This is a genomic window from Pseudoalteromonas sp. MT33b, assembly GCF_014117385.1.
GTDB classification, from domain to species: domain Bacteria; phylum Pseudomonadota; class Gammaproteobacteria; order Enterobacterales; family Alteromonadaceae; genus Pseudoalteromonas; species Pseudoalteromonas lipolytica.
The window spans coordinates 655,836-675,340 of sequence record NZ_CP059832.1 but is presented as its reverse complement, the minus strand read 5'-3'; the positions used below and the strand labels follow the sequence as shown (position 1 = coordinate 675,340).

Sequence of the window (19,505 nt, the reverse complement as noted above, 5' to 3'; positions counted from 1 at the left end):
CTAAGCGCGTTGAGTGTTAACAATACTGTTTTCGGTACCAAAACCGTTTGGAATATACCCATCAGCTTGATGATCGTTATCCCAAACTTGGCCATTGATCAGATAGCGGAAATGAAATTTTTTATCCAATGGCAGACGTTGCTTACACTTGAATACTTGTTCTTTTTTACTGAACTTCATTGGCACAGGTTGCCAATCTGTAAATTCAGCAACTAATTGCACATCTTCAGCATCAGGGTGCTGAAATTCAAAGGTGACTTCTGTTTCGTCTTTAGTCTTAAAAAAACGTTTACTTAACATAGTGGGCTCCAATTCAACCAATCGGTAAATTAATCCTTGCCACAGTGCCGTGTTCAACTACTCAACAGACGGAGGCTGTGCGTTACATGATTTAAAACAACGTCCAATCTAAAGCATGCATTTTGCTTTAGTTAATCAAATCTATATTTACGCATTATGACAGTGCAATTTTTTATTTTTCGCACCATTTCAGTGCGCAAAATAAATAAAAGTACTCAAAATCATATTGCTTATTCAATAAGAGCAATAACCGAACCAAGTTGAAAATAAAATACACTTAATTTTCAGGCTCTTTTATTGTTTTGATCAGCGCATACTCATAAAAGTAGTTAACAAGTAGACAGGGGTAAAGTGAATAAAATTTAAGTCAAAAATAGAGTAAAAACACTAACGTAGATGCAAAATTTTTCATTTGCAAAACTATTAACAAATTAATTACATTAAAAAGACTTTGTCTATTTTAGTGACAAACAATATACTGAATAACTCAGAAGTGGGTTAAAAACTATTTTACCCGGGATGGTAGCGACTAATGACCAACGCGTTTCGTACATTATCTATTTGTATTATTACCTTAATTGCATTTGTGTATGGTTTAAATATTTTATTAACGAAACAAGTTAATGATTTAGCACATTTCAATAATAATACGCAGTTACAATCTCAGCCAAAAGTAAACACTCAGCTAGAATCTGCACCGTGGTATAATATGGTGTTTAGAGGTCAGCAACTCATTAACAAAGATGAGCTGCAGTATGTTGTAGTCAAATCAACACCCACTTCATTTATTACTATCAGTGCATCATCCCTGTTTTGGTCAACGCTCCTCTCGCCCATCAATATCAGTATATTTTTATTGCTCGGTTTAGCGATTAGTTGGCTTATCAATATAAAAAGACAAACAGAAAACGATACACACACCTTAACTGAGCTCAATAATCAACTATCAAACCTTCTCAAATCCTTACATTTAGCGCGTAATAACGATACAAGCCAACCAATTGTAAGCCAGCTAAAAACACACATTCATACATTAAGCTCACATATTACGACCTACACCCACGAATCGCAGGTCAGTATCTGCCAAGACAAATTAACGCTGTTAATTGACCGCCATGCCTATATTGAACATTTAACAAGGCAATTAAGTCTGGCTGAAATCGATAAGTTAAATTGCGCGTTATTATTCATCGATTTAGATGGGTTTAAACAAGTTAACGATTCATTCGGCCACAGCTTTGGTGACGAAGTGCTTATTCAAGTTGCAGCCCGTTTAACCAGTGTGGTACGCCACCATAAACTTAACAATGTGTCTGCTACAAATGGGCTTGAACAAAACTTAGCGCGTCTAGGCGGTGATGAGTTTTCAATCTTTATAAGTCAGCTCGACCACAAAGATAAAGCCCTAGAAATTGCGCAAAATGTATTGCAAGAAATCGAACGCGATTTTGTGCTCGGCAATAAACTGATTAAAATTAGTGCAAGTATTGGTATTGCCGTTTATCCCGATAGTGCAGCAACGCCCCATGCATTATTACAAATGGCCGATGTTGCAATGTATCGCGCTAAAACAGATGGTCGCGGTATCTTTAAGGTGTACTCCCCCGAAATGGGCAATAAAATGCGCCGTTATCACTATTTACTTGAAGAAATGCGTTTGGCGATTGCCTGCGAGAACTTTCATTTATCGTTCCAGCCAATTGTGCACGTAGAAAACTGCACTATCGATTACTTCGAAGCTCTCACCCGCTGGGATCATCCGGTAGAAGGCGCAATCGCACCTGCTGAGTTTATTCCTATTGCCGAAGAATCGAACCTGATCCTCGAACTAGGCGATTGGATTTTACTCGAATCATGCAGACAAATGTCAGCGTGGTATAACGCAGGGATGAAAAAAGTTAAAATATCGGTGAATATATCAGGCATTCAACTTAAACACCGCGCTGTGTATGATTGGGTAATGAACATATTGGCTAAAACAGGCTTGCCTGCAAGTGCCTTAATGTTAGAAATAACCGAATCAACACTTATTACAGCCAGTAAACACATTATTCAGCAACTTGAGAAATTACGAGCCAGTGGCGTCACTATTGCAATTGATGACTTTGGAACGGGTTTTAGCTCGTTAAGCACGCTGGCTGATTTACCAATCGACGTCATTAAACTCGATCGTCTGTTTATTGCCCAAGCGAATAGCAATCCTAAATACAATGAAATACTGCATTCAATCAGTGAGCTTGGCCATAAATTAGGACTAAAAATTGTGGCTGAGGGTGTCGAAGAATTTGCCCAGTTTGAACTCGTAAAATCAATGGGGATACGCAGTGTACAAGGTTATTTAGTCAGCCACCCAGAATCATCAGTGAATGTTGGACACAAAGTCTTGCAAGACAATATTAACTTTATGGCCGCGACAGGAACTGGGGTATGGAATATACAAAGATAAAGATTGTAGGGTATACTACTTTACATCTTCCAAAGCCATTTCCTTGTTAATGTTAAAGAAAAGCGTATTCACCTTTTTTATCCTTGCCGTGACTGTTGTTGCAGCGCTGGTCGGGTCTTCTATTTACACCCTTTACAGTAAAAAGCGATTAACTGTTGATCCTAAAGTCAAAGAAATCTCTGGTATTGAATTTGATAAATACAAACGGCTTTGGGCAATAAACGACAGTGGCGATAAGCCCAAGTTATACCGCCTTAACCAAGATGGTTCAATTGCCAAAGAAATCCTTGTCACTAATGCCAAAAACATTGACTGGGAGGACATGACCCAAAACACCTTCGGGCATTTCTTCTTAGGCGATTTCGGCAATAATAAAAACGACAGAAAATGGCTAACAATTTATAAAATCGAAAACCCCATTGATATCAAAGGGGACACAACTGAAGCCGAAATCATCAAATTCACCTATCCAGAAATGGATGGCACCCCTATTGAGCCTGACAAACGAAACTTTGACCTAGAGGCCTTTGTCGCCTTCGGTCGTCATTTATACTTATTTACTAAAAATAGAACAGAACCATTTGATGGTATAACGAATGTCTATAAAGTAGGCGATCACGCTGCTAATTTTGACGCTGAGCTGATTGATTCATTTCAGACCTGTACCACATTAGAAAAGTTATGTTGGATCACCTCCGCGGCTTTAAGCCCCGATAGAACTAAGTTGGTTCTTCTCGATTCAACAAGTATCTGGCTATTTGAAAACTTTAAAGAAGACAAATTCTTTTCGGGTGATGTATCACGTATCGACCTAGGTATCGTTACTCAAAAAGAGGCTGTCACCTTTTATGATGACAACACCATCGTGTTTACCGATGAAGAATTTAAAGGCATTGGCGGCAATGCCTACGTCATAAAACTGGATGAAGTTGAAAAGAAAGTTATTCGTAAAGCAAGCAACTAACCCAACATTAAGCGCTAAATGGCCCTATTAGCGCTTAAACTTTGTTTCTAATATTACCGACGAAGTTGTTCTTTCTACTCCATCTAGATTACCTATATCATCAAGCAAATGACTCAATTTTTCGAGGTTTTGAGCTTGTACGACTGCAATCAAATCAAATTCACCACTAATCGCATAAAGCTGAGAAATTGCGTCAATTTGCTTCAGTTCTATATTCGTTTTTGTGGTTAACTTTTGTTTCACCTTAATTGATACATGCGCTGAGACCATTTGGCTTAAATAGGCATCACCGTAATCAACGCTATACCCTTTGATCACACCCGACTCTTCCAGCCTTAACATCCTACTTTGTACCGTAGAGCGTGATAAATTTAAGGCCCTTGCTAAATCCGACACACTTGCGCGAGCGTTAGTTTTTAATATCGCAAGCAACTTTTCATCTTGAGGAGTTATCATTTTGTTTAATTCTTTCGTCAATTTGCTTTTTATTTTAGTCAATTTACACAAAATAGCACTGCAAATTTAAGTTCGCAAACCAGATAATATAAATAATTGATAAGAAAAATAATCTCATCGTGCGTAACTAGGCAGGAACGGCTTAACTAACCTAGTTTTTGCAATTTTAATTTTTTCATATTAAGCCAGATTTAGGTGCAACACATGCAAGTAACAAGAGAATTATTCAACGACGTAATGGTGCCAAACTATAACCCTTCAGAGGTTATCCCAGTTCGTGGCGAGGGTTCACGCGTGTGGGATCAAAACGGTAAAGAGTTTATCGACTTTGCAGGTGGTATTGCAGTGAACTGCTTAGGTCATTGTCACCCTGCCCTTGTTAATGCATTAAAAGAGCAAGGCGAGAAAATTTGGCATTTATCAAATGTAATGACGAACGAACCGGCATTGCGTTTGGCTAAGAAGCTCACTGATGCGACCTTTGCTGATAAGGTTTATTTTGCAAACTCAGGGGCAGAAGCAAACGAAGCAGCTTTAAAACTCGCGCGTCGTTGGGCATTAGATGTACATGGTGAACAAAAGAATCAAATTATTGCCTTTAATAAAGGCTTTCATGGCCGTACATTTTTTACTGTTACGGTAGGTGGTCAAGCGGCGTATTCTGATGGCTTTGGTCCAAAACCAGCTGCCATCGATCATTGTGATTACAATGACCTTGCTGCATTTGAAGCGCTTATCAGCGACAACACATGTGCGGTTATGATGGAACCTTTGCAAGGTGAAGGCGGTATTATTTCACCAACTAGCGACTTTGTTAAAGGGGTCCGCGCATTATGTGACAAACACAACGCACTTCTCATTTTTGATGAAGTACAAACGGGTGTTGGCCGCACAGGCGCTCTATACGCTTACCAAGATTTAGACGTAACACCTGATATCCTAACAACAGCAAAAGCACTGGGTGGTGGCTTCCCTATCGGTGCCATGATCACCAAAGCTGATATTGCCGAGCACCTAAAAGTAGGGACACATGGCTCTACTTATGGCGGTAATCCATTAGCGTGCGCTGTAGCTGAAGCGGCATTCGATACAGTTAACACACCAGACGTGCTTGCTGGAGTTAAAGAGCGCGAACAACTTTTACGTGATGGCTTAAAAGCCATTAACGAAAAATACGACGTATTTAGTGAAGTACGTGGTAAGGGTCTATTATTAGGTGCAGTGCTTAACAGTAAATATGAAGGCCGTTCTCGTGACTTCCTCGTTGCAAGCACTCAGCACGGTTTAATGAGCCTAGTTGCTGGCACAAATGTTGTGCGCTTTACGCCTTCTTTAGTGATCCCACTTGAAGATATCAAAGAAGGTTTAGCACGCTTTGAAAAAGCGGTTGCAGACGTTGTAAACGGTTAATCCAAGTTGGCGTGCTGTTAATTCAGCACGCCATCGGAGAGCAATGAATGCAAGTATTACGTCCAATTACTGCAAATGATTTTGCAGCTTTAAAGCAAATTGCCATTGAATCGGGCCATGGTTTTACCTCACTCCCGGTTGATGACAATTTATTGCTAGAAAAAATTGACCGCGCTGAACGCAGTTTTGCCAAAGACATCAACAAACCACATGATGAAACCTATTTATTTGTTTTAGAAGACAGTAAAACCGGTCAAGTCATTGGTACCACAGCCATTGAGGCTGCGGTAGGTATGTCGGTCCCACTTTATCATTATCACTTAGGTAAAACAGTCCATCATTCTCGCACACTTAACGTGTATAACACGGTTGATATTTTGAGCATGTGTAATGATTACACAGGCTGTTCCGAAATTTGTACCTTATTTTTACGTGAGCAAAACCGTAAAGGGTTAACCGGACGATTTTTATCACGCTCGCGCTTTTTATTTATGGCGCAGCACAGTGAGCGTTTTGCAGACACCGTTATCGCAGAAATGCGCGGTGTCAGTGATGAAAAAGGACATTCACCCTTTTGGCAATGGTTACAAGAACACTTTTTTAGTATTGAGTTCCCACAAGCAGATCACTTAGTGGGCTTGGGCGATAAAGTATTCATTAGCGAACTCATGCCAAAATACCCAATTTATGCCAACCTTTTAAGCAAAAAAGCGCAAGCTGTGATTGGTAAAGTGCACGAAAAAACCAAACCAGCACTCAAACTACTCGAAAAAGAAGGGTTTGAGCATCGCGGCTATGTTGACCTATTCGATGCAGGCCCCACGGTAGAAGCAAAACTTGGCAATATTCGCAGCGTTCGTGAATCACAGGTATGCCCTATTACCATTGCTGAACTGGCGCATATAAACGAAAAAAGCTCAGACACATTGGCAATCTGCAATCAAGGTGTGAATGACTTTAGAGCCACATTCACAAAGCATGCTCATTATAACCACGCTAAACACACGCTTATTGTCAGCCAAGAAGTGGCCAATGCACTTAAATTAAAACAAGGGGATGCAGCGCGATTTTTCCGCCTGTAGCCGCTTAAGGAGATTACGGTGAGTCAAATAACTCAAGATACGCAATTAATAAATAACCAGTGGCAGCATGGTCTAGGCCACGAGTTCAACTCTGTTAACCCAAGCAATGGTGATATTGTTTGGCAAGGTAAAACAGCCACAGCAGAGCAAGTGGATGCTGCCATAAAAGCAGCACGAGAAGCACAACTAGACTGGGCAGACAAAACCGTTGATGAACGCATTGCAGTATTAGAGCGCTTCGCAGACCAATTAAAAGAACATAGCGAAGAGTTTGCAACAATTATTGCCCGTGAAACAGGTAAGCCATTATGGGAAACGCGCACTGAAGTAGGCGCGATGACAGGTAAAATTGCTATTTCAATTAAAGCATACCACGAACGTACTGGCACAACCGAAAACCCAATGCCAGGCGCCAAAGCGTTTATTCGACACAAACCACACGGTGTTGTCGCAGTGTTTGGCCCTTACAATTTCCCTGGTCACTTACCAAATGGCCACATTGTTCCTGCTATTTTAGCGGGGAATACCGTGGTGTTTAAACCTTCTGAACTGACCCCTCATGTTGCAGAGTTTACATTAAAACTGTGGCTAAAAGCCGGTTTACCAGCAGGTGTCATCAACCTTGTACAAGGTGAAGTTGATACTGGGATTGCCCTTGCCAGCCATAAAGATATTGATGGTTTATTCTTTACCGGCAGCTCAAACACAGGTCACCTATTACATAAACAATTTGCAGGCAACCCAGGTAAAATTTTAGCGTTGGAGATGGGCGGTAATAACCCGCTTATTGTAAAAGATGTCGCTGATATCAACGCTGCGGTTCACGATATCATTCAATCAGGTTTTATTACCTCAGGTCAACGCTGTACCTGTGCACGCCGATTATTCATTGAGAATACACAAAATGGTGATGCTATCTTAGACAAATTAGTGGCAGCAACTAAGCACATTGTCGTCGCAGATAGCTTTAGTGAAGAGCAGCCATTTATGGGCGCAATGATCAGCGAAAAAGCAGCGCTTGGCATGGTTGCTGCGCAGCAACAACTTATTGAAATGGGGGCAACTTCCCTTGTTGAACTAACACATCTACAACCGGGCACAGGCTTTGTAAGCCCAGGAATTATTGATGTGACGAATGTAAAAGAGATGCCTGATGAAGAGCACTTTGGACCACTCATCAAGGTATATCGCTATACAGACTTTGATAGCGCGATTGAAGAGGCAAATAACACCGCATTTGGTTTATCTGCCGGTTTATTAAGTGATGCAAGTGCAGACTATGATCACTTCTTAAAACGTATTCGTGCTGGTATTGTTAACTGGAATCGTCCAATAACAGGGGCTTCTAGCGCCGCACCGTTTGGTGGTATTGGGGCAAGCGGAAACCACAGAGCAAGCGCATACTATGCAGCAGACTACTGTGCATACCCTGTTGCTTCTGTAGAGGCCGACAAAGTTAACTTACCTCAAACCCTTGCGCCGGGCTTAATTATTGAATAATTGATTGGCGGTCTTACCGCCTTAAATGAAGGAATTTAAAATGCACACAGATGTAAATGCCCTATTTGAAAAACTATGGGATAACTATTTATCAGTTACGCCTTCGGCAGTGAAAGTTCATGAGTTACTGGGTTCGACACAAAAAGATGATGTAATAAACGACCACATTGCATTACGTACTTTTAACCATGAAAAGATTGGCCTCGAAAAGCTCGCAGCCCACTTCTTAGCCGTGGGCTATAAAGAGTGTGGTGAATACCACTTCGAAGCAAAAAAACTGTATGCAAAGCACTATGAACATTCAGATCCGAAACAACCTAAAGTGTTTATTTCTGAATTACTTGTAGAGCAATGTTCAGCAGAGTTACAAGCCATTGTTAACGACATGGTAGAAAAAATTGATGCCGATGCCGTCACTGCTGATGACTTTTTATACTCAGGGACTCATTGGCAAGTAAGCTCAGACACTTACAAAAAACTATTAGCTGAGAGTGAATATGCAGCGTGGATGTCAGCATGGGGCTACCGTGCCAATCACTTCACAGTTAGCATTAACGAACTTGCCAAGTTTGATAACATTGAGAGCGTAAACCAAGCATTGAAAGACGCAGGCTTTGCACTCAATACCTCTGGCGGTGAAATTAAAGGCTCACCAGAGGTACTTCTTGAGCAATCATCAACTTTAGCTGATGACAGTGAAGTAGAATTTAGTGATGGTAAAATGGCAGTACCAAGCTGTTTTTACGAGTTTGCGCTACGTTATCCAAAACCCGATGGCGAACTTTACACAGGCTTTGTGGCGGCCTCTGCTGATAAAATATTTGAAAGTACCAATGCACGCTAATTAGCGGCAAGGTTCTGCAATTATAGAATTGATGAATCCCCTTTTTAAAGGGGATTTTTTTTCGTTTAACAAACAATATTAATCCATATAATAAATATTATTAATCGATTTATATCTTTGAAAAATAACAATAAAAAATTATTTTTATTTTCCTAAAAAATTTTATTGCACAAATAAAAAACCAGATCTATTATCTCGCTGCTTCTTGATGATAGCCAATCCGAGTACATTACAAACCCTGTTTGTAGCAAGGCGATAGAGCAACTATCCAAGAGTGAATTTGATTGCACACCCTTTATAAATATGTGCGCTTTTAATGACACTCAACTGACTCGGACTTCCATTTTTACCGAGCGGTTGCTTAATTGCCGGAGAGTAAAATGGCTATTTCAACACTTACACAAGACTTAACAATCAAAGTACCTGCAGCTACGGTTGCTGCAAACCAAACATTACATTTTGCACAACCGTCAAATCAACTTATTGAGCAATTAGTTGCACAACACGGTGCCCCGCTAATGGTTTTAGACTGCGAGTCTGTTCGCCAACAGTACCGAGCTTTAAGCCGTGCTTTGCCGGGTGTGACTTTATACTTTGCACTGAAACCACTCCCGCATGCTGCTGTTGTACGAACTTTACTTGAAGAAGGTGCAAGCTTTGACTTAGCAACCAGTGGGGAAATTGATTTAGTTGCAAACCAAGGCGTGCCCAGTGAGCGTACTATTCACACTCACCCAATAAAACGCGATGCAGACATTCGTGATGCACTTGAATACGGTTGCAATGTGTTTGTGGTTGATAACATCAACGAACTCGAAAAGTTCATTGCATACAAAGACGACGTTGAACTTCTTGTTCGCTTAAGCTTTCGTAATGCAGACTCATTTGCTGATCTATCGAAAAAGTTTGGTTGCAGCCCTGCAATGGCGATTGACATTATTACCTACGCACAGCAACTGGGTATTCGTATTAAAGGTTTATCGTTCCATGTTGGTTCGCAGACAGCAAGCCCAAGCAAGTACGTTACAGCAATTTCAGCATGTAACCACGTAATTAATGAAGTGACAGCGCTGGGATTACCTGCATTAAGCACGCTTGATATTGGTGGCGGTTTCCCTGTGCCTTATAACAAAGATGTACTGCCTATTGATGAGTTTTGTGCGCCAATAAACGACGCGTTAGCGCAATTACCAGACACCGTTCGTGTAATTGCTGAACCCGGCCGCTTTATTGTTGCCGGTGCCGTCACCAGTGTTGCATCAGTCATGGGTCAAGCTGTACGCGAAGGCAAACCATGGTATTACTTAGATGATGGTATCTATGGCTCATTCAGTGGTTTACTTTTTGACGAAGCGAGTTATCCGATTGACTCATTAAAACAGTCAGGCGAGCGCGTAGAATCGGTACTGGCAGGCCCAACATGTGACAGTATTGACGTAGTAAGCGAGTCAATTATGCTACCAAAACTAAACAACGGTGATTTAATCATCAGTCGCATGATGGGTGCATATACATTAGCAACCGCTACCGACTTTAACTTTTTTAAACGTGCAGAAGTCATTGTGTTAAACGATGTTGTACACGTTGATGCACTAACAGGTTAACAAGTTCCTCGACAAAGCATGCAAGGCAAACATGCTTTAACTCTACAAAACGCAGCTGCTCATTCCAGCTGCGTTTTTTTATTGTGAATTTAAACAGAGCCTTCTGAACATTGTTTTTTCCTAAGCTGATCTTCTATAATTAAAGGACGCTTTAGCTCTTCTGTAATGATTTCAGACACTTGAAGTCCGGTATCTTTATTGGTTATCCAAACAGATATATTGTCGTCATCAATCTTTCTATTTAATAAGTAGTTTCCACCCTCTTGAAAGTCCATATCAAAGCGTACAAACGCATTTTTTTCCGCAGAAGGAAAATCACGATCACTCACCACAGCTTTGACCCAAAGAGAATGCTCACCCGCGTCATATTGTCTAGCTTGAGTCCAGCCTGACTCAGACTTCCGATGACACATCAGATACACGTATTCTCTTTGTTTACCTGTCTCAGATTGAAAATTTTCTATTCTAAACTTTCCATCAGCAATTTCTTTTTTAATTGGCAGAGTTGCGCATGAAACGATTAATAATGATGTGATTATATGCGTTAAGTTCCTAAGCATTTTACTTTCTCCATAAAAAAAGCGCTTATTAAACAATAAGCGCTTATTATTAATAATCAAGCTTTAGCAAACAGTTAGAATGTCATGTTAAAAATAACTTCAACACGGCGAGGTGATTGCCATGATACTGGTGAACCAAACTGTGCATTTGCGTTAAATGCAGCTTCTGATTCAGCAACTTCTTCATAGTTAGTCACATTGCTTGCATCAAATAGGTTGTAGATATTAAGCGCTACGTATGCAGAATCAAATACATCATAGTTGCTTAAATCATACTTGAAGTTCGCATCTACTGTTGCAGTCCAAGGTGTGCGACCGAAGCTGCCACGAGAGAATTTAGTATCACCTACATAATAAGTGTCACCATAGTGGTAACTACCTTGGTCTGGGAAGTAACCCGCACCAAGTGCATTACGAGGACGACCAGATGTTAGACGCGTGTTCATACCAAATATAAGGTTATCTGATAAAGCGTATGAAGCAAATAGTTTAATCGCATGACGACGGTCATTTGGTAAGTAACCATTTGCGCCATCCATCAGGTATGGGTAATCCCAGTCAGTTGTTAGACCAGCATCATCTTGACCGTTATCTGATTTTACGTAACCTTCAGCATTACCATAGCTCTGTGACCATGTGTAGTTAGCCTTGAACATCCATAGACCATCCCATGCTCTTTCAAGCATTAGGTCAACAGCGTTATAATTACGTTTAGCTTCTGGGTAACCAAGTTGCTCAGCAGTAAAGTTGTACTGTTCTAGAACACCATCACCATCTGCATCATACTCAAAAGATGCGCCTTTACCTGGGTTAAGTAGAAGGAAGTGGTCATCATCAATACCAATGCTTTCAAATGCTTTTTCTGCACTTGCATCATCGATTACGCTCTTAAGCTCACGACGAGTGTATTTAACACCTGCAGACCAATCTTCATTGATCATACCTTGGTAACCAATAATGAACTCATCTTGATACATTGCTTCAAGGTTAGAAGCACGAACACTTACAGGGCTTGGTGCAGTACCGTCACCGAAAACAACTGTTTCGCCAAGTTTGCCACCTAGTTGAGGTACATCGTCAGAACCAACACCTTCTAACTCATAATAATCATGAGTATATAGCTCTGCACCTGCTAAACGAACGTTGGTGTTAGATGCGACAGGTAAATGGTAACGACCCGCATTTGCAAATACTTTGTGCTCACCATCACCAAAGATGTCATAAGCTAGACCTAAACGCGGTGCAAATTGGTTGCTCATTTCAACGAAAGTTTCACCATCAGCATTTAAGTTTTCAAAACTTTCCCAACGAAGACCAATGTTTAGAGTCAATTGGTCTGTTACATTCCAAATATCTTCAATGTAGAATGCTTCATTGTTGATACCAAATTCACCGCCAACTTTATAGTTACGCACACGAGCATAACGAGCAGACTCTTGAATTGTGTAACCATTTGGTAAAACAGCACCCGCTTCAAAGTTTTGATATGCGTAGTAAATACCACCTGAAAGGTTAACTTCACTTGTTGAAGTATTTTTCTCTGCATCATAACCAAAACGTAAATTATGATTATCAGTTACTAGCCAATCAACGTCAAAACGATATTGCTCACGTTCATCGCTGTTGTTCTCAATCGTAAATGATGCCCAACAACCAAGGCTTTGACCTGCTGATAAGTCATAAATTACGGGACAATCAGAACCATCAGCTGTTGTTGTATCAGTAAATTCTACTTTACCAGCCATTGCTGAGATAGATAAGTAATCTGTGATGTTACCGTTATAACGGATTGACCAGCTTGTACCGCCTGATAAAGTTTCTGAATTTTTACCTGACTCATTGATTCGAACTCCATTTTCATCAAAATCATAGTCAGTTGTCGCTAACGTACTTTCGTCTTTAAACATCCATGCAGATAACGAGTGATCTTCATTAATATTCCAATCTAAGCGCGCAAGGTAGTATGGGTCGTCGTCTTTACGAACACGAATACCGTTACCACGGTCAATTAAATCTTCGTATTCATTATCACGCATTTCATAAAGACCGTAGAAGAATAAAGTATCTTCAATCAATGCACCGCTTGCAAAGATGTCTGTCGTGCTCGTTTCACGAGAATCTCTGCTGTTGTCAGAAATTACATCACCGATACGATTAGAACATGTCTCAACGATTTCTCCGTCTACGATATTTTGCTGACAGTCATCTGCTTGATAATACGAGCTAGGACGGTCGCCATATAAAGAACCAATGCTTTGTCTGTGTTGTAAACCAAACTTAAACTCATTAGTACCAGACTTGGTTACAGAACTAACAACACCACCCGTTGAACGACCAAACTCAGCAGAATAACCACCTGTTTTAACTTGGAAAGATTCATAAGCTAAAAATGGAATTGAAGCACCACCCACACCGTTACGGAAATTGGTCATGTTCAAGCCATTTACGTAATAAACGTTTTCAGCTTGTGATGCACCACCAAAACTTGCTAATGCATTACCTTTTGCATCAGCGAAACGTGAATCACCTAAATTCACGCCTGGCGCTAACAATGCAACAGACGTGATATCTGGCGCAACTGGTAATCGATTTAGTTCATCAGCCGAGATATTAAATGATGCTTCAGAACTTGTTGTATCAACTCGCGCAATACGGCTACCAGTAACAGAAATAACTTCTAAGCTACCTTCTGTCATTTGAACTTCTAATGCCGCAACTTTACCGATACCTATTGTTACATCTTTAAGTTCTGATGTTTGAAAGCCATCTTTCTCAATGCGAACATTGTAAACACCAACTGGAATTGAATTTAGGTTAAATTGGCCATTCGCATCAACAACTAATGTTTTTGAAAAACCATTGGTTTCGTTTGTAATAGTTACCGTCGCACCCGCAATCGGAGCTGCGTTTTGTTGCTGAGTAACTACACCCTTGATTGCACCGTCAACGTTACTTGCTAACGATTGTGCACTGTATAAAGTTAAAGAAGAGCATACAGCAACGCATAATGCAGCTTTTTTAAATATGTTATTTTTATGTATCATTTTAAACCCTGAATTTATTGTTATTAATTACACAATCAACATTTGTGCAACAAGCAACTTTTAACACTAAAACAAGGTATTAACAAGAGCTTCTATTAACATAAATCAAACAAAGTTGATTTTTTCTTTACTTATACACTATAAATGTAAACAAACCGAAGCTGAAAAGCCCCCTATTTAGCAACAAACCGCATGCTAATGTTGCATTTTTTAAAAATTTGAAAAACGTACGAATAAGCGGTATGAGTAAACAAACGTTAAATTGAGCTGGTAAGTCAGGTGTCTAAAGTCGTGTGTCGTGTGTCGTGTGTCGTGTGTCGTGAGTTATCTTTGATACACCACGGTAAACCAAAGAGGGTAGATAGGGGCTACATGAGAAATACTCTTTAATAGCAGCACATAAGTACTGAGTTAAAAGCCCTCTTTTAGCTCAGTACTAAATAAACTAAATAAACTAAATAAACTAAATAAACTAAATAAACTAAATAAACTAAATAAACTAAATAAACAAAGGTTTATAGTCATTCTCAAGTTGTTCAAATGACAAGTTGCCAATAAAACGCCCGAAACTGAGCCACGTAGCTAAACCTCTTAAATCTTTGAAATGTGGAGGAATAAATTTAGGATCTTCAATCACTCCTAAGTCATGTAATTGTGAGATAAGCCTAAAATCATCAATTGAGATTTTGCCGACTAACAATAAATGTAATTGATCAATGCGACCTAACTGAATTGCAACACGGATCAAGTTATACACCAACACAAAACCTTTAATGTAAGCAATGTCTTTCGTAAATGGCAGACCCGTTGCAGTGCTTCCTCTAAAGACACGTTGCGTTAACGTATAGCTGTCGTCTTTACTTAGCCCTTGCGCAATATAATCTCGATAAATATCAACAAACTCTGCACCATCAATTACTTTGGTAATACCTTGAATACGATTAACTAATTTAGCTAACCGCCTTGGTGTTGACTTAAGCGTAATTATTTCTGTCAAAACAGCTAAGCCTTCTTGGGTAACTGTTGAGCTTGGCGTGCCCTTACTTAAACAGGTTAAATAAGGTTGAGCTAAACCATTTTGCGTGGTGCCGACGTGGATCCAGCCTTCATGCACTTCAAGAATATCAAGTTCTCGTTGTGAGAATTTCACATCTTGATTCAGCTTAATATTGTCCGCCCCTGCTGCTGCATCACTGACAATACCATCACTTAAAATAACTTCTACATTTATACCCGGCATACTCTGCTTCACTTGCTCAGCCAGAATCTTTACCGCATCCACTGCCTCAATATTTTTTGGGTCATCGGGTAAAATGTCTGCATCAAGCATGCTTTTAAGAGGTTGTTCTAACATCGTAGCCAATTCAGCAAGCGAAGGTTCACCCGCATGGAATAAATCTTTTGGGTGACCAAATAACTCCACCGACAGGTCATGAAACTCGGGGGTTCCACGATATTCAATCATACTAAGTACGGTTTTATACTCTGTGCACATTTTACTCATGTACTGTGCAATAGGATTTAACTGACCGAGTTGACTGATGATATCGCGGTTAAGATCTGAAAATGCTCGGCGTAAATCACTTGGCACAAAACCAAGGTCACGCTGTTGGTAATAGGCTTGGTCAACAGTCGGGTTTTTTTGACATTTATGTTTAAAAAACTCTTCTTTGATCTGTTTATCCCAATTAATCGCATCAAGAATTCTGATCGGAGTTTGTAGGGCGATTAATCGGTCAGATAATTCGCGAGTTTTTGTTAATAATGCCTTATCAATCATGCTTTAAGCTCACAAGTAAATGAGCTTTGAGCATAGGCTAAATTCAGTGAATTACAAAGCAAATTCGCAGCGTTTTGACTAAAATTTTTCGCGTTTTGCGACACGCTTTCCATTCTCAAAGATTAATAAACTTGGCACCGAATTTATCCCGTATTCAATAAATAAATCATTACCATAGTCAATTGAAACCGGCATATTGGCGGTAAATTTTTTAACATACTCAGCGACCGCATTGTGGTCTGTCCAAAGCTGACTCACTTTTACTTCCACATCAATTCCCTGTACTGCAAGTTCATTAATGTACTTTTGAGCAAGTACACATTGCTTGGCCATTTGTGGACGGGTATCAGCTAAATACCAATCGCACCACGTTGTTGTAAACAACACCGCTTTTTTAGCGTCTTTGGGGATCACTAATTGCGTGCCACTCTTTTGCTTTTCATTAAGCAGCCTTACTTTATCAACTCGGCCATTGTGCGAGAGTAACCGTAACGTATTATCGAGCGGCTGATCGGCATCATGCCCTTGAAAAATCACATTTTGGTTATTATCAATTAAGACATGAAAAGGCGTACCTAAAAACTCATAATGCTTTGCAACCTTCGCTGTATGGTCTGTGTACATAGGCATTGTGAGTGAAAACTGGTTTTCAACTTTCGCAACGGCATCCGCGTTATCATTAAGGTCTATATTGATAGCGATAAACTGAATTTTATCACCGTACTGTTCATAACTTCGTTGAAAATGTGGCATTTGCTGCATACAAGGTTTACACCACGTGGCCCAGAATTTTAAGTAAACAGGTTTTTGTCCAAATAGGCTATTAAGACTAACCTCTTCGCCTGTGTGGGTTTGTAAAGTGAGTGGAGGTTGCGCTGACAACGGACTTCCTATACTCATAAGTAACGTGAATAAAATTGTAATAGCTAAACGGCTCATACGGTCACCTGCAAATAGAAAACAGTTTAGTGGTGGGGTGTCGCTAAGGTATTGTAAATTTTCGACACCCACGGCACTTTTTTTGTTTTTTAATGACCTAACGCAAAACACTGGCGTATGAAAATTCACATTACACAAAATAGCACTAAACTTTTTATAGGTATTTAACGTACTGAGAATAAAAGGAGTCATCATGAAAAATGAATTAGACGGTAAATTAATTCTTTCTGTTTACGAAAAAATTATCCAACACGGTGAAGACCATGAAGACGGCAAGCTCTATGAAGGCATTTGCGCTTTCTCTGATATTGATGGCTACACCGTTTACTTAAAAGGCAGTGGTGTTTTGCTTCGCTTTGGTTTTCATAATACTTATCACCTTGATTACCAACATGAGAAGAATAAAGACGACTTTATAAAGAAAATTCAATTTATTGCTAACGAGGAGCACTAACTTAACAATGTCGCGACGTGTAAAAGCTGAATCAAAGCAGCAAGTTGCTTACATAAATGAGGTAATTAGCGCACTGAAGGATGATCCTCGTAAGTTAGACATCATTCGTAAAAACTTGGACTTTTATCGCGAACAAAGCTTTCTCAAACGAGGTTTCTTGCTAGCAATAGAACGTTTCGATTGGGTCTTTGAAGCCAGTAACGGTGTAGACGAAGTGTGTGCGCAAATTCTTGCCGATGATTATATCGGTAAACGTTTACGCCGTTATCCTTTACTGTACAAAGGGGTAATCAACCGCACTTAAAACATATCTTATCGCTAAAAACATGACCCAGAGGTCAAAAAATGCTAGGTTAACGCCATTTTGTAATTATGAGAACTGGATATGTCAAAAGCAGTAGATTCACCAACCACAAACGATGGTGATAACAATGGATTGTTTAACAGGTTCCTAGCGACTGTCGAATTTTTAGGGAATATGCTCCCCCACCCAATCACACTCTTTGCAATGTTTTGTGTGGCAATTATTGTTTTTAGCGGTGTTGCAGATTGGTTTGGATTAAGTGCCATAGACCCGCGCCCCGAAGGTGCCGCTGGCCGCGATCCTGATGGTGTGATTGAAGTAGTCAGCTTACTTAGCGCTGAAGGCTTGCAACGTATTGTGACAGGTCTTGTAACCAACTTCACCAGTTTCGCCCCGCTGGGCACTGTATTAGTTGCTCTTTTAGGTGTCAGTGTTGCTGAACATTCGGGACTACTCTCTGCAGCAATGCGCGGCATGGTCATGGGTGCATCAAAACGTTTAGTCACGTTTATGGTGGTCTTTGCGGCAATATTATCAAATACTGCATCTGAGCTTGGTTATGTTGTATTAATTCCTTTAGCCGCAATGATTTTCCACAGCTTGGGGCGTCATCCATTAGCAGGTCTTGCTGCAGCATTTGCAGGGGTATCCGGTGGTTACAGTGCGAATCTATTGCTAGGTACGATTGATCCACTGTTAGCGGGTATTACGACACCCGCGGCACAAATGATTGATCCCAATTATCAAGTAGGCGCCGAAGCTAACTGGTATTTCATGATGATTTCGGTATTCCTAATCGCTATTTTAGGCACTTTCGTTACCGAAAAGATTGTTGAACCACGCTTAGGTAAATACAACCCAGAAGAAGCAAGTAATGACTTACCTAAAAACGATATCGCAGGCTTAACGGCAAAAGAAAAATCAGGATTAAAGTGGGCGGGTGTCTCATTATTGGTTGTATCGCTGTTACTTGCATGGACCATTGTTCCTGACGATGGCATTTTGCGTAACCCTGAAACAGGCTTAGTTGCACACTCACCTTTCTTAAAAGGTATCGTGGTTTTTATTTTTGTCACGTTTGGTATTCCTGGATTTGTCTATGGCCGAGTTGTCGGCACGATGAAAAACGATAAAGACGTCATCGATGCGATGAGTAAAAGTATGAGCTCTATGGGCATGTATATCGTCCTGGTGTTCTTTGCAGCTCAATTTGTTGCCTTTTTCAAATGGACTAATCTAGGTACTATTTTAGCTATCAATGGTGCTGCACTTCTGCAAGCTTTAAACCTAACAGGCCCAGAGGTTTTCGTACTCTTTATTTTAATGTGTGCGCTAGTTAACTTGAGTTTAGGCTCATCCTCTGCACAGTGGGCAGTAACAGCACCTATTTTCGTACCTATGTTAATGCTAATTGGCTACGCACCCGAAACCATTCAAGCGGCATACCGTATAGGTGACTCTGTGACAAACTTAATTACACCAATGATGAGCTACTTTGGTTTAATTTTGGCGGTTGCCACTAAATACAAAAAAGACATGGGTATTGGCACACTTGTCGCCACTATGTTGCCTTATAGCATGATTTTCTTTGTCGGTTGGGTTGCCCTATTTTATCTTTGGGTATTTGTATTAGGCCTTCCGGTTGGACCTGAATCACCTATTTATTACCAACCTTAATCACGATTAACGTTTAAAAGCCAAGTAGAATACTTGGCTTTTTTGTTTCGATTGTTGTGAGGCTGTGTATATACTTCTATGATTATTACTCCTGTTCCTATCCTTTATTTTTTATGACGTTACCGATAAAAGTCTGTGCTT

General features: G+C 40.2%; 16 protein-coding genes. 10 read left to right on the top strand and 6 right to left on the bottom strand.

All coding sequences use genetic code 11. The annotated features are described in order from the left end of the window. Positions 1–300: an isoamylase early set domain-containing protein gene (locus H3302_RS18930; protein ID WP_118844851.1), complete on the bottom strand. Its 300-nt coding sequence runs from the start codon at positions 298–300 to the stop codon at positions 1–3. A gap of 532 nt (positions 301–832) precedes the next feature. Here H3302_RS18930 and H3302_RS18925 point away from each other — a divergent pair. Both H3302_RS18925 and H3302_RS18920 read left to right on the top strand, forming a co-directional pair. After that, complete coding sequence (locus tag H3302_RS18925; RefSeq protein ID WP_065979024.1) at positions 833–2,746, top strand: bifunctional diguanylate cyclase/phosphodiesterase; 1,914 nt, start codon at positions 833–835, stop codon at positions 2,744–2,746. Positions 2,747–2,795: 49 nt separating this feature from the next. After that, on the top strand, positions 2,796–3,710 hold the full coding sequence (locus tag H3302_RS18920; protein WP_036972067.1) for a hypothetical protein: 915 nt from the start codon (positions 2,796–2,798) through the stop codon (positions 3,708–3,710). 27 nt (positions 3,711–3,737) lie between these two features. On the opposite strand, the gene H3302_RS18915 is transcribed toward H3302_RS18920, so the two are convergent. Then, the gene (locus H3302_RS18915) at positions 3,738–4,166 is read right to left on the bottom strand and encodes an Lrp/AsnC family transcriptional regulator (RefSeq protein ID WP_036972068.1); all 429 of its coding nucleotides are present in this window, start codon (positions 4,164–4,166) and stop codon (positions 3,738–3,740) included. Between the two features lie 204 nt (positions 4,167–4,370). On the opposite strand from H3302_RS18915, the gene H3302_RS18910 reads away from it, so the two are divergent. The 5 genes from H3302_RS18910 (at position 4,371) to H3302_RS18890 (ending at position 10,606) form a co-directional block, all read left to right on the top strand. After that, complete coding sequence (locus H3302_RS18910; RefSeq protein WP_065979022.1) at positions 4,371–5,576, top strand: aspartate aminotransferase family protein; 1,206 nt, start codon at positions 4,371–4,373, stop codon at positions 5,574–5,576. A 47-nt stretch (positions 5,577–5,623) separates the two neighbouring features. Then, positions 5,624–6,658 carry an arginine N-succinyltransferase gene (gene astA, locus H3302_RS18905; protein WP_036972072.1) on the top strand — a complete coding sequence of 345 codons (1,035 nt, stop codon included), beginning with the start codon at positions 5,624–5,626 and terminating at the stop codon, positions 6,656–6,658. Between the two features lie 27 nt (positions 6,659–6,685). Continuing rightward, complete coding sequence (gene astD / locus H3302_RS18900) at positions 6,686–8,158, top strand: succinylglutamate-semialdehyde dehydrogenase (protein ID WP_182396772.1); 1,473 nt, start codon at positions 6,686–6,688, stop codon at positions 8,156–8,158. Positions 8,159–8,198: 40 nt separating this feature from the next. Next, on the top strand, positions 8,199–9,002 hold the full coding sequence (locus H3302_RS18895; RefSeq protein ID WP_182396510.1) for a DUF1338 domain-containing protein: 804 nt from the start codon (positions 8,199–8,201) through the stop codon (positions 9,000–9,002). 380 nt (positions 9,003–9,382) lie between these two features. Next, positions 9,383–10,606 carry a type III PLP-dependent enzyme gene (locus H3302_RS18890; protein ID WP_036972076.1) on the top strand — a complete coding sequence of 408 codons (1,224 nt, stop codon included), beginning with the start codon at positions 9,383–9,385 and terminating at the stop codon, positions 10,604–10,606. An 89-nt stretch (positions 10,607–10,695) separates the two neighbouring features. On the opposite strand, the gene H3302_RS18885 is transcribed toward H3302_RS18890, so the two are convergent. The 4 genes from H3302_RS18885 to H3302_RS18870 form a co-directional block, all read right to left on the bottom strand. After that, a complete protein-coding gene (locus H3302_RS18885) occupies positions 10,696–11,226 on the bottom strand; it encodes a hypothetical protein (RefSeq protein ID WP_220469627.1) in 531 nt (176 codons plus the stop codon). Between the two features lie 14 nt (positions 11,227–11,240). Continuing rightward, on the bottom strand, positions 11,241–14,210 hold the full coding sequence (locus H3302_RS18880) for a TonB-dependent receptor (protein WP_182396508.1): 2,970 nt from the start codon (positions 14,208–14,210) through the stop codon (positions 11,241–11,243). A 499-nt stretch (positions 14,211–14,709) separates the two neighbouring features. Continuing rightward, positions 14,710–15,990 (bottom strand): flavohemoglobin expression-modulating QEGLA motif protein, encoded by a 1,281-nt coding sequence (locus tag H3302_RS18875; protein ID WP_036972081.1) that lies wholly within the window; start codon positions 15,988–15,990, stop codon positions 14,710–14,712. A 78-nt stretch (positions 15,991–16,068) separates the two neighbouring features. Next, positions 16,069–16,929 (bottom strand): redoxin domain-containing protein, encoded by an 861-nt coding sequence (locus H3302_RS18870; protein ID WP_065979298.1) that lies wholly within the window; start codon positions 16,927–16,929, stop codon positions 16,069–16,071. Positions 16,930–17,122: 193 nt separating this feature from the next. On the opposite strand from H3302_RS18870, the gene H3302_RS18865 reads away from it, so the two are divergent. The 3 genes from H3302_RS18865 (at position 17,123) to H3302_RS18855 (ending at position 19,364) form a co-directional block, all read left to right on the top strand. Further along, positions 17,123–17,383, top strand: a complete 261-nt coding sequence (locus H3302_RS18865; protein WP_036972083.1) for a DUF3081 domain-containing protein — start codon at positions 17,123–17,125, stop codon at positions 17,381–17,383. Between the two features lie 7 nt (positions 17,384–17,390). Then, positions 17,391–17,687, top strand: coding sequence for a hypothetical protein (locus H3302_RS18860; protein WP_051501861.1), 297 nt, complete (start codon positions 17,391–17,393; stop codon positions 17,685–17,687). A gap of 81 nt (positions 17,688–17,768) precedes the next feature. Then, positions 17,769–19,364, top strand: coding sequence for an AbgT family transporter (locus tag H3302_RS18855; RefSeq protein ID WP_036972087.1), 1,596 nt, complete (start codon positions 17,769–17,771; stop codon positions 19,362–19,364). Positions 19,365–19,505 lie beyond the last annotated feature (141 nt).

What these genes read in the sequence shown, in the direction of transcription:
- H3302_RS18925 (WP_065979024.1), top strand. Translation starts at nt 833, where the DNA reads ATGACCAACGCGTTTCGTACATTATCTATTTGTATTATTACCTTAATT.
- H3302_RS18880 (WP_182396508.1), bottom strand. Translation starts at nt 14,210, where the DNA reads ATGATACATAAAAATAACATATTTAAAAAAGCTGCATTATGCGTTGCT.
- H3302_RS18865 (WP_036972083.1), top strand. Translation starts at nt 17,123, where the DNA reads ATGAAAAATGAATTAGACGGTAAATTAATTCTTTCTGTTTACGAAAAA.
- H3302_RS18855 (WP_036972087.1), top strand. Translation starts at nt 17,769, where the DNA reads ATGTCAAAAGCAGTAGATTCACCAACCACAAACGATGGTGATAACAAT.
- H3302_RS18920 (WP_036972067.1), top strand. Translation starts at nt 2,796, where the DNA reads ATGTTAAAGAAAAGCGTATTCACCTTTTTTATCCTTGCCGTGACTGTT.
- astA (WP_036972072.1), top strand. Translation starts at nt 5,624, where the DNA reads ATGCAAGTATTACGTCCAATTACTGCAAATGATTTTGCAGCTTTAAAG.
- H3302_RS18860 (WP_051501861.1), top strand. Translation starts at nt 17,391, where the DNA reads ATGTCGCGACGTGTAAAAGCTGAATCAAAGCAGCAAGTTGCTTACATA.
- H3302_RS18910 (WP_065979022.1), top strand. Translation starts at nt 4,371, where the DNA reads ATGCAAGTAACAAGAGAATTATTCAACGACGTAATGGTGCCAAACTAT.
- H3302_RS18890 (WP_036972076.1), top strand. Translation starts at nt 9,383, where the DNA reads ATGGCTATTTCAACACTTACACAAGACTTAACAATCAAAGTACCTGCA.
- H3302_RS18870 (WP_065979298.1), bottom strand. Translation starts at nt 16,929, where the DNA reads ATGAGCCGTTTAGCTATTACAATTTTATTCACGTTACTTATGAGTATA.
- H3302_RS18930 (WP_118844851.1), bottom strand. Translation starts at nt 300, where the DNA reads ATGTTAAGTAAACGTTTTTTTAAGACTAAAGACGAAACAGAAGTCACC.
- H3302_RS18895 (WP_182396510.1), top strand. Translation starts at nt 8,199, where the DNA reads ATGCACACAGATGTAAATGCCCTATTTGAAAAACTATGGGATAACTAT.
- H3302_RS18875 (WP_036972081.1), bottom strand. Translation starts at nt 15,990, where the DNA reads ATGATTGATAAGGCATTATTAACAAAAACTCGCGAATTATCTGACCGA.
- H3302_RS18915 (WP_036972068.1), bottom strand. Translation starts at nt 4,166, where the DNA reads ATGATAACTCCTCAAGATGAAAAGTTGCTTGCGATATTAAAAACTAAC.